The 12,437-nt window shown below is 74.8% G+C and carries 10 protein-coding genes; all 10 read left to right on the forward strand.

The annotated features are described in order from the left end of the window. Positions 1-1,900 precede the first annotated feature (1,900 nt). The 10 genes from CTE05_RS18065 (at position 1,901) to murJ (ending at position 12,423) form a co-directional block, all read left to right on the forward strand. The gene (locus tag CTE05_RS18065) at positions 1,901-2,764 is read left to right on the forward strand and encodes a tetratricopeptide repeat protein (protein ID WP_246123741.1); all 864 of its coding nucleotides are present in this window, start codon (positions 1,901-1,903) and stop codon (positions 2,762-2,764) included. Next, entirely contained in the window at positions 2,761-3,801 is a 1,041-nt protein-coding gene (locus CTE05_RS18070) for an HAD-IIA family hydrolase (RefSeq protein ID WP_146847690.1), read from the forward strand. The genes CTE05_RS18065 and CTE05_RS18070 overlap by 4 nt, the downstream gene beginning before the upstream one ends. Before the next feature lie 159 nt (positions 3,802-3,960). Continuing rightward, positions 3,961-4,119, forward strand: a complete 159-nt coding sequence (locus CTE05_RS20395) for a hypothetical protein (protein WP_186814931.1) — start codon at positions 3,961-3,963, stop codon at positions 4,117-4,119. Between the two features lie 6 nt (positions 4,120-4,125). Then, complete coding sequence (locus tag CTE05_RS18075; RefSeq protein ID WP_146847691.1) at positions 4,126-4,947, forward strand: TlyA family RNA methyltransferase; 822 nt, start codon at positions 4,126-4,128, stop codon at positions 4,945-4,947. Continuing rightward, positions 4,944-5,840 (forward strand): NAD kinase, encoded by an 897-nt coding sequence (locus CTE05_RS18080; RefSeq protein ID WP_146847692.1) that lies wholly within the window; start codon positions 4,944-4,946, stop codon positions 5,838-5,840. The genes CTE05_RS18075 and CTE05_RS18080 overlap by 4 nt, the downstream gene beginning before the upstream one ends. After that, entirely contained in the window at positions 5,837-7,567 is a 1,731-nt protein-coding gene (gene recN / locus CTE05_RS18085) for a DNA repair protein RecN (RefSeq protein WP_146847693.1), read from the forward strand. The genes CTE05_RS18080 and recN overlap by 4 nt, the downstream gene beginning before the upstream one ends. 6 nt (positions 7,568-7,573) lie before the next feature. Then, positions 7,574-8,752: a putative cytokinetic ring protein SteA gene (gene steA, locus CTE05_RS18090; RefSeq protein ID WP_146847694.1), complete on the forward strand. Its 1,179-nt coding sequence runs from the start codon at positions 7,574-7,576 to the stop codon at positions 8,750-8,752. 76 nt (positions 8,753-8,828) lie between these two features. Further along, positions 8,829-9,860 (forward strand): copper transporter, encoded by a 1,032-nt coding sequence (locus tag CTE05_RS18095; RefSeq protein ID WP_146847695.1) that lies wholly within the window; start codon positions 8,829-8,831, stop codon positions 9,858-9,860. Continuing rightward, on the forward strand, positions 9,857-10,747 hold the full coding sequence (locus CTE05_RS18100; RefSeq protein ID WP_146847696.1) for a hypothetical protein: 891 nt from the start codon (positions 9,857-9,859) through the stop codon (positions 10,745-10,747). The genes CTE05_RS18095 and CTE05_RS18100 overlap by 4 nt, the downstream gene beginning before the upstream one ends. Further along, the gene (gene murJ, locus CTE05_RS18105) at positions 10,744-12,423 is read left to right on the forward strand and encodes a murein biosynthesis integral membrane protein MurJ (protein ID WP_146847697.1); all 1,680 of its coding nucleotides are present in this window, start codon (positions 10,744-10,746) and stop codon (positions 12,421-12,423) included. Before CTE05_RS18100 ends, murJ begins: the two co-directional genes overlap by 4 nt. Positions 12,424-12,437: the final 14 nt, after the last annotated feature.

Consider the following 12,437-nt stretch of genomic DNA (forward strand, 5'->3'; position numbering starts at 1 on the left):
ACGGGGGTGGCTCTTTCTGTTTCCCCAACAGTTTTTCTGCGCGCAACGTCGGGCGTATTGATCACCAGGAATCACCGCAGTGTCGTCCCCGTTCCGCGCCGTCGGTACGGCCCGCAGGTTGCCGTCCGGCACCCGGAGTCGGGGATGAGACGATGGGGCGGTCGATCGCGACGAGGAGAGCACACAGATGAACAGCGAGAATCGTGCCGGGAGCACACCCGACGGCCGTGGCCGCTCGGGTGGGGCGGACCGAGGTCGACCCGACGGCAACTCCAGCTCGGCGCGTGGCTCGCACGGTGGCGGAGCGTCGCGTGGCGGACCGTCCGGCGGCAGCGGCCGGCAGGGTTCCGGAGGGTCGTCGCAGCGCGGCGAACGGTCGACCGGTTCGTACGGCTCCGGTGGCGATCGGGGATACCGACCGACGTCCGGTGGGCGTCCGTCCGGTGACGACCGGGGGTTCCGGCCCTCGTCCGCCGGACGCGCCGGGGACGCGCGCGCAGGGGATCGGTCCGCACCCGGCAGCGACCGGGCGCCCTACGGCAGCAGATCTGGCGGTGACCGGGCCGGGTACGGGCGCAGCGAGCGTCCGTCCTCCGGTGACCGCTCCGGCGCAGGCGACCGCGGCCGCGGTGCTGAGCGACCGTCCGGTGACCGTCAAGGAGGCGACCGCGGCGGTGCCTATGGCGCAGGTCGCTCGTCCGACCGCCCCTCGTACGGCGATCGCAGCGGTGGCCGCGACCAGGGTCGTGGCTCCGACCGTCCCTCTTCCGGTGACCGGTCCGGTGGCGGTCGCTCCTCGTACGGGAGCCGTCCTTCCGGCGAGCGTTCGTCGTCCGGTGGGCGGCCTGCGGGTGATCGGCCGTCCTACGGCAGCCGGCGCGGTGGCGACCGTCCCTCCTCCGGCGGCCGTCCGGCCGGTGACCGCCCCGCGTACGGCGACCGTGGCAGCGCGGGCGAGCGTGGACGCGGTGACCGACCCTCCTACGGAAGCTCCACGAGCGGGGAGCGGTCCTCGTACGGGAACCGCGGCTCCGGGCCTGGCGAGCGTCCGTCGTACGGCGGCCGCGGCTCCGGTGATCGTCCGTCGTACGGCGATCGGTCCGGCGGCGGCGATCGCAGCGCATCGGGCGGCACTCGCCCTTCGTACGGGGATCGCGCTCCCGGTGGTCGTCCGTCCTACGGCGACCGTTCCGGTGGCGGTCGTCCGTCGTACGGTGACCGTTCCGGCAGCGCCCGCCCTGAGTCCGGGGGGCGTCCTTCCGGCGACCGTCCCTCCTACGGCGAGCGCTCCGGCGGCGGTGACCGCGGACGCGGTGACCGCCCCTCGTACGGTGAGCGGTCCGGCGGTGAGCGGGCCGGGTACGGTGACCGCCCTGCTTACGGCGGTGGGGACCGAGGTGCGCGTCCGTCGTACGGTGACCGTCCCTCCGGGAGCGGTGACCGCAGTCGTGGCGCCGATCGTCCGTCGTACGGTGACCGTCCTTCCGGGAGCGGTGACCGTAGCCGTGGTACCGACCGGCCCTCGTACGGCGACCGTGCAGATGGCGGCCGCCCGGCGGGCGGCGACCGTCCGAGCCAGGCGGGGCGTTCGGGCAGTGACCGGCGTCCGTCGACCGACCGGTCGTCGTCGGGCGGTCAGCGTCCTCCGAGCGGTGACCGGGTCCCGCGGACCTCGGACGCGCGAGGCACCTCCTCCCGTCCGGCAGCCGGTGGCAACCGCGCCGATCGCCCTGCGACCGGCGATCGTCGGCCACCCTCCGGCGGGTCCGGTCGGGACGACCGGTCCGGTTCGGGCCGCGGCCACGCGGCGGGCGCAGACCGTCGGGAGAGTGACGACCGTCGGCTGACCCGTCCTCCGCAGGAGGAGCGCGTCGTCGCGCCCGAGATCCCGGAGGAGGTCGTGTTCAGCGACCTCGACCGGTCGGTCCGGGGACGCCTGCGGACCTTGAGCAAGGACAACGCGGACGGTGTCGGCCGCCACCTCGTGATGGTGGGCCGGCTCCTCGACGTCCAGCCCGAGCTCGCGTACGAGCACGCCCAGGCGGCGGTCCGGCGGGCGGGGCGCGTCGACGTCGTGCGGGAGGCAGCCGGTCTTGCGGCGTACCGCACCGGACGGTATTCCGAGGCGCTGCGCGAGCTGCGCACCGTGCGACGCCTCAACGGCTCGTCCGAGCACCTGGCGATCATGGCCGACTGCGAACGCGGTCTCGGCCGACCCGAGCGGGCGCTGGCACTGGCTCAGGAGCCGGAGGCCGAGACGCTCGACGCCGAGGCGAAGATCGAGCTCGCGATGGTCGTCAGCGGCGCGCGCCTGGACCTCGGTCAGGCCGAGGCTGCCGTGGCGGCTCTGTCGACCCCCGCCGTGCGGGCAGGGACCGGGCTCGCCTCGATCCGGGTGGCTCAGGCACGTGCGGTTGCTCTGGAGGCAGCCGGACGGTCCGCCGAGGCGGTCGCCGAGCTCGCGCCGTACACGCAGGACCAGCTCGACGAGGCGGCCGGTGACGTCGAGGTGGAGGACGAGGTCGTCTCGTTCGACCTGAGCGAGTTCGACGCCGACGGCGAGTACGACGAGGAGGCACCCGACGACGCCGAGCCCGATGACGCGGGGTCCGGTGACGACGTCCTTGACGACGTCGCCCCTGCGGACGGCGGTGCCGGCGACGGTGCGGACGGCTCGACGCCCGACGTGGTGGACGACGTCACGCCAGACGCGGCGCGCGACCAGGCCGAGACGGGTGCGGATGAGGCGGAGGGCGGTCGGTGACGGGCGGACTCGTCGGCTCGCAGACGCCGCTCGCTGACCGGTTCGACCTGGCGCTCGTCGACCTGGACGGGGTGGCCTACCGCGGGCACGAGCCGATCGACGGCGCGGCCGAGGGACTGACCGCGGCCCGCGCGCGGGGCATGCGGTTGGTGTTCGTCACCAACAACGCGTCCCGTGAGCCGGAGTCCGTCGCGGACCAGCTCACGGAGCTGGGCATCGCGGCGGAGCCGTCGGAGGTCATGACGGCCGCGCAGGCGGCGGCGCAGCTGCTGCTCACGCGCCTGCCGCGCGGGTCGAAGGTGCTCGTCGTCGGTGGGGCCGGTCTGGTCACGGCGGTGCGGGCAGCGGGGTACGTGGTCGTGGAGTCGGCGGACGACGACCCCGCGGCGGTCGCGCAGGGGTTCGCGCCCGAGGTGGGCTGGCCGCAGCTGGCGGAGGCCGCGTACGCGGTGGGCCGCGGCGCGTGGCACGTGGCGTCGAACCTCGACCTGAGCCTGCCGACGGCGCGCGGGTTCGCACCCGGGAACGGCTCGCTCGTCGGTGCGGTGCGGGCGGCGACGGGCGTGACGCCGGACAGCGCGGGCAAGCCGGAGCCGACCATGTACGACATGGCGGTGGCACGGGTCGGGGCGCGCGAGACGCTCGTCATCGGGGACCGCCTCGACACGGACCTCGCGGGTGCCCGGGCGGGCGGCTACATCGGGTTGCACGTGCTGACGGGTGTGAGCTCCGCCCGCGACGACGTCCTGGCCGTGCCGGGGGAGCGCCCGCACCTGATCGGCGCCGACCTGCGCTCGTTGCTGGTCGCGCACCCGGAGCCGCAGCAGTCCGCGGAGGGCTGGTGGACGGTTCGCGGCGCGTCGGCCCGCGTCCTCGACGGCAGGCTCGAGCTCGGTCGGGGCGCGACGTCGTCGGTCGAGGACGAGGTCGACGTCGTGCGGGCCGCGTGCGCGGCGGCCTGGGCTGCGGTCGACGGCGGTGCCGAGCTCGACCCGTCCTCCGTCCCTGAGCTGGCGACGGCGCTCGCCCACGGCTGACCCCGGCGTCCGGAGGGGCCGCGCTGTGTGTGGCGACAGGGCGATGTGGGCTGCGCCAGGTAGCGTGGGCGCGTCCCGTGGCGCGTCAGTGCCCATCGGGTCCGTCGGTCGGCACTGCGCGGACCGTGCGGGCACACGACCACGTCGGGAGGCGGCGCAGTGAGCGAGACAGACATCACCTCGACGTCGGACGACGCCGTCGACCAGGCGCTGTCGGCGCTGGTGGGGCTCGAGGACCAGCCGCTGCGTGACCACGTCGCGGTCTTCGACGCGGTCCACGGCGCCCTCCAGGACCGCCTCGCGGACGTGGAGGGCTGACCGGCGGTGACCACACGCCTCGACACGGAGCTCGTGCGTCGCGGTCTGGCCCGGTCGCGTCGGCACGCCGGTGAGCTGATCGCCGCCGGCCGGGTGACCGTCGACGGGTCGGCCGTGGACCGCAGCGCCGTCCAGGTCACCGAGGAGCGGCAGGTCGCCGTCCGGGCCGACGACGCCGACCCCGGGTACGCCTCGCGCGCCGGGCACAAGCTGGCCGGCGCCCTGGACGCGCTCGGTGCGGACGGGCCTGTCGTGGCAGGGAGGCAGTGCCTCGACGCGGGCGCGAGCACCGGCGGCTTCACGGACGTGCTGCTGCGGCGGGGTGCCAGCCGGGTGGTCGCCGTCGACGTCGGGCACGACCAGCTCGTCGACGCGCTCCGCCACGACCCGCGGGTCGACGTCCGGGAAGGCGTGAACGTCCGGACGCTGACCGAGGGTGACATCACCCCGGCGCCGGACCTCGTCGTCGCCGACCTCTCGTTCATCTCGCTGACGCTCGTGCTCCCGGCGCTCGTCGCGGTGGCACGACCTGACGCCGACCTGCTGCTGATGGTGAAGCCCCAGTTCGAGGTCGGGCGCGAGCGGCTCGGGTCCGGCGGGGTCGTCCGCCTGCCTGCGCTGTGGGTGGACGCGGTGGTCGGCGTCGCGCGCGCCGCGGCCGAGCTCGGCCTCGCGGTGCGCGGTGTGGTCCGCAGCCCCCTGCCCGGACCGAGCGGGAACGTCGAGTTCTTCCTGTGGCTGGTCCGGTCGGACGATGCCGGCGAGGTGCAGGTGCCCGCCGATCGCATCCGCGACGCCGTGCTGGCGGACGGAGAGGTGGCCCCGTGAGTCGTCGTGCCCTGGTCGTCACGCACAGGGGCCGCGAGGAGGCCGTGGCGGCCACCCACGAGGCCGTCCGGGAGCTGGAACGAGCCGGCGTCGAGGCGGTCCTGGCCGCGGAGGACGCCGACGCGGCTGACCTGCCGACGTTCGAGCTCGCCATCGTGCTCGGCGGCGACGGGACGATCCTGCGAGCGGCCGAGCTCACGCGCGGGACCTCCGTGCCGCTGCTCGGGGTGAACCTCGGGCACGTCGGGTTCCTCGCCGAGAGCGAGCGGGAGGACGTCGGCGAGGCCGTCCGTCGCCTGACCTCGGGCGAGTTCGACATCGAGGAGCGCGGCACCCTGGACGTGCGGGTCACGCGCCCGGACGGGAGCACCGGAACCGGGTGGGCGTTGAACGAGGCCGCCTTGGAGAAGGTCGACCGGTCGCGCATGCTCGAGGTGCTCCTGGAGGTCGACGGCCACCCGCTGTCGTCCTTCGGCTGCGACGGGGTCGTCGCGGCGACCGCGACCGGCTCGACCGCGCACGCCTTCTCCGCCGGTGGTCCCGTGGTGTGGCCGGACGTGGACGGCATGATCCTCGTCCCGATCTCCGCGCACGCGCTGTTCGCCCGTCCGCTCGTCGTCGGCCCGCGCAGCCGGCTCGCCATCGAGGTGCTCGAGCGCTCACCTGCCGCGGGCCTGGTCACGCTCGACGGGCGCCGACGCCTCGAGGTGCCCCCGGGGTCACGGGTGGAGGTCACGCGCAGCGACATCCCGGTGCGGCTCGCCCGGCTGACACCCGCGCCGTTCACGACCCGGCTGGTGAACAAGTTCGGGCTGCCGGTCGACGGGTGGCGTGGCCGCCCGAGCGCACCGCGGCCGGCCGCACGACAGGTGCCTCCGGAGGTGACGGCGTGATCGAGGAGATCCGCATCGACAACCTGGGCGTCATCGGCCGGGCGCACGTCGAGCTGGGTTCGGGACTGACGGTCCTGACCGGTGAGACGGGCGCCGGCAAGACGATGGTGCTCACCGCGCTCAACCTGCTGCTCGGCGGCAAGGCCGACCCCGCGACCGTGCGGGTCGGTTCGGCGTCGGCGGCGGTCGAGGGGCGCGTCGTGCTGGACGCCGGTGGCACCGCGCTCGAGCGTGCCACCGAGGCCGGCGCGGAGCTCGACGACGACGGGAGCCTGGTCCTGCTGCGCACCGTCGGTGCCGGCAGCGACGGTGTCGCCGGTCGTTCCCGTGCGTACGTGGGCGGACGGTCGGTGCCGCAGGGGTTGCTCGCCGAGCTCGCCGACGAGCTGGTCACCGTGCACGGCCAGGCCGACCAGGCACGGCTGCGGTCGCCGGCCGTGCAGCGGGAGGCGCTCGACGAGTTCGTCGGGGCTGCGCACCACGAGCTCCTCGCGCGGTACCGCGCTGCCTGGGCGGAACGTGCACGCGTGGACGCGGAGCTCACGGAGCTCGTCGACCAGGCACGGGACCGCGCGCGCGAGGCCGAGCTCCTGCGGCTGGGGCTCGCCGAGGTGGAGCGGGTCGACCCGCAGCCTGCCGAGGACGTCACGCTCGCCGAGGAGGTCGACCGGCTCTCGCACGCCGAGGACCTGCGGACGGCGGCGGCCGGGGCGCACGCGGCGCTCGTGGGTGAGGACGGGGCCGACGAGGGCGCCGCGGCGGTCGGCACGATCGAGCTCGCGCGACGGCTGCTCGAGCACGAGGGCGCGCACGATCCCGCGCTGGCCGCGCTGGCCACGCGGATCGCCGAGGCCGGGTACCTGCTCGCGGACGTCTCCACGGACCTGGCCGCGTACCTGGAGGACCTCCAGGCGGACCCCCTGCGTCTCGACGCCGCACAGCGGCGCCGAGCCGACCTGGCGACGCTCACGCGCAGCTACGGCAGCACGGTGACCGAGGTGCTGGCCTGGGCGGACACCGCCGGCCGTCGCCTGCTCGACCTCGACGGCGGGGACGAACGCATCGCGGAGCTGCGCGACGCACGCGCTCGGCTCGACGACGAGCTGGGCACGCTGGCGGACGGACTGACAGCAGGTCGGCGCGGCGGTGCCGAGCGGCTCTCCGCCGTCGTCTCCGAGGAGCTCTCGGGCCTCGCGATGGGCGGCGCCGAGCTGCGGGTCACCGTCGATCCGGCGGACGAGCCCGGACCGCACGGCGCCGACCGGGTCGAGATGCTCCTCGTCCCGCACGCCGGGGCACCTGCACGACCGCTGGGCAAGGGCGCCTCCGGTGGCGAGCTGTCCCGCGTGATGCTGGCGATCGAGGTCGCGCTCGCGACGGCGCCGGGGGCCACGCGGCCGGGCACGTTCGTCTTCGACGAGGTCGACGCAGGCGTGGGCGGCCGGGCGGCGATCGAGGTCGGCCGGAGGTTGTCGGCGCTCGCGCAGGGCAGCCAGGTGCTCGTCGTGACGCACCTCGCGCAGGTCGCGGCGTTCGCCGACCACCACCTCGTGGTCACCAAGTCGACGGCCGACGGGGTCGACGTCGTGACCGAGTCGGACGTGCGTTTGGTCACGCGCGACGAGCGTGTGCGCGAGCTGGCCCGCATGCTGTCCGGTCAGGAGGACTCCGACGCCGCGCGGACGCACGCCGCAGAACTGCTCGAGCTCTCGTCCGTGGGACGATGAGCGGCGATGAGAGCCTCCCTGCGCAAGCGCACCGCCATGCCCGAAGCCGGCGTCTCCGCCGGCCCGGCACGTGTCGACCCCCGGACCAAGGCACTGACCAAGCGCCTGCGACCGGGTGACGTCGCGGTCATCGACCACCTCGACCTCGACCGCGTCTCCGCCGAGGCGCTCGTGGCGTGCCAGCCGTCGGTCGTGCTCAACGCGGCGCGGTCGACGTCGGGCCGGTACCCCAACCTCGGCCCGGAGATCCTCGTCGAGGCGGGCATCCCGCTGATCGACGACCTCGGTGCGGACGTCATGGCCATCACCGAGGGGCACCGGCTCCGGATCGTCGACGCGGCTGTGTACGACGGGGACACGCTCGTCGCCGAGGGGGTCCTGCAGACCGAGGCGAGCGTGGCGGCGGCGATGGAGGAGGCCCGCGCGGGCCTCTCCGTGCAGCTCGAGTCGTTCGCGGCGAACACCATGGACTACCTGCGGCGCGAGCGGGACCTGCTCCTCGACGGGATCGGGGTGCCGGACATCTCGACCGAGATCGACGGTCGGCACGTCCTGATCGTCGTCCGGGGCTACCACTACAAGGAAGACCTCGTCACGCTGCGCCCGTACATCCGTGAGTACCGTCCGGTGCTCATCGGGGTCGACGGGGGAGCGGACGCGATCCTCGACGCCGGGTGGAAGCCCGACCTCATCGTCGGCGACATGGACTCCGTGTCCGACCGCGCGCTGATGTGCGGCGCGGAGGTCGTCGTGCACGCCTACCGCGACGGCCGCGCGCCCGGGCTCGCCCGCGTCGAGCAGCTCGACGTCAAGCACGTCGTGTTCCCGGCGACCGGCACGAGCGAGGACGTCGCGATGCTCCTCGCCGACGACAAGGGCGCCGAGCTCATCGTCGCGGTCGGCACGCACGCCACGCTCGTGGAGTTCCTCGACAAGGGCCGCTCCGGCATGGCGAGCACGTTCCTCACGCGTCTGCGGGTCGGCAGCAAGCTGGTCGACGCGAAGGGTGTGTCGCGGCTGTACCGGAACCGGATCTCGAACCTCCAGCTCACGCTCCTGGTCCTCGCCGGACTCCTCGCCCTCGGCGTGGCGCTCGCGTCGACCGCAGCGGGCCAGACCCTGATCGGCCTGTCGGGCGCCCGGATCGACGACATCACGTCGTGGATCGGCGGGTTGTTCGGATGACGCCTGCCGCCGCTGCCTGCACCTTGCACCTGGTCCCGGTCCCCGCCGGTGACGTACTCGACGGAGACCTCGCACAGTGATCGACTTCCGGTACCACATCGTCTCGCTCATCTCGGTCTTCCTCGCGCTCGCCGTCGGCATCGCGCTCGGCGCGGGACCGCTCAAGGAGACCATCGGGGACACGCTCACCGGTCAGGTCGAGCAGCTGCGCGGGGAGAAGGACGCCCTGCGGGCGGAGCTCGACACGACGACCGGCGCGCTCCAGGACGCCGAGACGTATATCGACGCCGCGGGTCCGCAGCTGCTCGACGGCTCGCTGGCCGACCGCCGCGTGGCCGTGATCGCGCTCGGTGAGGTCGACGAGACGGTCCGGACCGCGATCGACGAGCGGCTCGCGCAGTCCGGTGCGAGCGTCACCGCGCACGTGACCCTGACGGAGACGTGGGCGGACCCGGACGCGCGGACCTTCCGGCAGGCCCTGGTCGGTCAGCTGCTCACGTACCTCGACCCGGTCCCGGCCGACGACGCCGGCGTGGAGGGGGAGCTCGCCTCCGCCCTCGTGCAGGCGCTCGTCACGTCGGACCCGAGCAACCCCGACGTGCTGTCCGACGACGCCTCGGTGCTGCTGCAGCTCCTGTCGTCGAGCGAGAGCGACAGCCCGCTCGTGACGGTAGCCGACCAGGTCACCGTGCCGGCCGACGCGATCGTCGTCCTCGGTGTGCCGATCGAGCCGGTCGTCGAGGGTGCGACGCCCACCGCGGTGCCTGCCGAGTCCGTCGCCGCACAGCTCGCCGTGCTGAGCGCCGCGCAGGAGCTCTCGTCGGGTGCCGTGCTGGCCGACGGGCCTCGCGGGGAGGGCAGCCTGACCGACGCCGTGCTCGCCGACCAGGAGCTCGCGGCGTCCGTCACGACCGTCTCGGGCACCGCCGTGGTCACCGGGCAGGTCAACGTGCCGCTCGCGCTGGCGGCCCGGATCGCGGGGACCAACGGCCACTACGGCTTCGGCGAGGACGAGACCCCGCTGCCCGCTGCCGTCGAGCTCCCGCCGGTCGACCGGACGCCGCGGGTCCCGGAGGGCACGGGAGCGACCGCCGGGACCGAGGGATGACGGTCGGCGTCCCGCGACGCCTCCTGACGGGTGTCGTCGCGAGCGCGGTGACCGGGGTCGTGCGCGGCATCCTCGACGCCCAGGCGCCGGGCGGCCAGGCGCGCTGGACCCGCACGAACCACCGCGGCGAGCCGATCAGCCTGCTCGAAGGTCCCGCCGTCTCCGCAGGGCTGCTCGCGGGCGGCCTGGTCGGTGCGCCGTCGACGCGCGGAGCCGTGGCGCTGACGGTCGCGACCGCGTCCGGTGCCGCGTTCGGTCTGGTGGACGACCTGGGGGAGGACACCTCGTCGCGGCGCAAGGGGCTGCGCGGTCACCTCGGTGCCCTGGCGCGCGGCGAGCTCACCACGGGCGGCCTGAAGGTGCTCGGCATCGGCGCGGGCGCGCTCGTCGCGGCCGCCGTGGCGACACCCGTGCACCGGGACGACGGCTCGCGTCGGTCGACGGTGGGCTGGCTCGCCGACGTCGCCGCGTCGGGGGCGCTCGTCGCGTCGAGCGCCAACCTCCTGAACCTCCTCGACCTGCGGCCCGGCCGCGCCCTCAAGGCGGCGACGCTCGTCGCCGCTCCGCTCGGCCTCGGTCCGGGCGACGGTGCCGGCGCGGGCGCCGCCGTGCTCGGTGTGGTGGGCGCCGCGATGGAGCAGGACCTCGCCGAGGCCGACATGCTCGGCGACGGTGGCGCCAACGCGCTCGGTGCGACGCTCGGCACGGCAGTCGTGCTCAGCGCTCCTCGACCCGTCCGGCTGGCTGCGCTCGCCGTCGTCGTGGCGCTGACCGTGGCGAGCGAGAAGATCAGCTTCACGCGTGTGATCGAGCGCACCCCGGTCCTGCGCGAGATCGACGGCTGGGGGCGGCGGCCCGTCGACCCGCCTGCGGGCCGGTCCGCGTGAGCCCCGCGGCGCGTCGCCTGCTCGCCGGGCTCGGCGGCGCCGCGGTCATGATCGCGGCCGTCACCGTCCTGAGCCGCGTCCTCGGGTTCGCCCGGTACCTCGTCCAGGCGCACGCGTTCGGCGAGGGGAGCATCGGCGGGGTCTACAACGCCGCGAACACGCTGCCCAACGTCCTCTTCGAGGTCGCCGCCGGCGGGGCGCTCGCGGGGGCGCTCATCCCGGTGCTGGCGTTGCCGGTGTCTCGTGCGCTCCGCACGGACGTCGACGCGATCACGTCGGCGACGTTCGGCTGGACGCTGCTGGTCCTGGTCCCGCTCGGTGGCGCCCTCGCGGCGTCCAGCGGGCTCATCGCGTCCCTGTGGCCGAAGCTCGACGACGCCGAGCGTGGGCTCCTGCAGTACTTCATCGTCGTCTTCGCCGTGCAGGTGCCGATGTACGGCATCGCGGTGCTGCTGTACGCGGTGCTCCAGGCGCACAAGCGGTTCTTCTGGCCGGCGTTCGCCCCGGTCCTCTCGTCGCTGGTCGTGATCGCCACCTACCTGGTCTACGCGGCGCTCGCCGACGGACAGGTCGACGACCCTGCCGCCGTCGCTGACAGCGCGCTCGCCGTCCTCGCGTGGGGGACCACGCTGGGCGTCGCCGCGATGTGCTTCCCGATGTTCGTGCCGGTCCACCGCCTCGGTGTGCGGATCCGGCCGACGCTGCGGTTCCCGCCGGAGGTGGGCAGGCGGCTGGCCGTCCTGGCGTTCGCGGGGGTCGGCTCGCTCGTCGCGCAGCAGCTGTCCGTGCTCGTGGCGCTCCTGGTGGCGAACGACCGCGGCAGCGCCGGGACGTGGTCGGTCTACCTCTGGGCGCAGCAGGTCTACCTCCTGCCGTACGCGGTGCTCGTCGTCCCGCTGGCCACCTCCACGTTCCCCCGGCTCGCGCAGCGGGCCGCGTCCGGGGAGCACGACTCCTTCGCGCGCATGGCGTCCGGCACCCTGCGGGCCGTCCTCGCGGCCGCGGCACTCGGGGCTGCCGTCCTGGTCGCGGTCGCACCGGCGGTGACCGACATCTTCGTCTGGATCACCGGTGGTGGGCCCGCCATGGAGGCGATGACCACCACGATCACGTGGATGGCCCCCGGCCTGCTCGGGTTCGCGCTGATGTTCCACGCGTCGCGGGCGCTGTACGCGCTGGAGCGCGGACGGTCGGCGATCGCCGCCAACGTCGTGGGCTGGGGCACCGTCGTCGTCGCGACGCCCGTGCTCGCGGCGATCCAGGCGCCCGCGGGAGAGGACCCGGCGGCGACCCTGCTCGCCCTCGCGCAGGCGGGGTCGCTCGGCATGCTCCTCGGCGGGCTCGTCGCGGTGGTCCTGCTGCGGCGTGCCGCCGGGCGTCCTGCGACCGCCGGGCTCGCCCGCGCCGCGGTCGTGCTCGTCGTCGGTGCCGGCGTCGGCGCGCTCGCCGGCCGGTGGGTCGTGGACGCCGTGGCGGAGCTGGCGGGCCACGGCCCGGTCACGGCGATCGGCGCGGCGGCCGGTGGCGCCGTCATCGCGGCCTTCGTCGTCGCCGGTGCGGTGCTCGCCGGTGACCGCGCCACGCTGCGGGACTTCCGCACCATCGAGGCGCAGCCCCGACCCGCGGAACCGTCGCCCGTCACGGACCCCGCGAACCCCGGAGCGCCGCTGTCCTGACGGTGACGTGTCCG

Origin of the sequence: Cellulomonas terrae (assembly GCF_007990265.1) — a bacterium.
Taxonomy (GTDB): Bacteria; Actinomycetota; Actinomycetes; order Actinomycetales; family Cellulomonadaceae; genus Cellulomonas; species Cellulomonas terrae.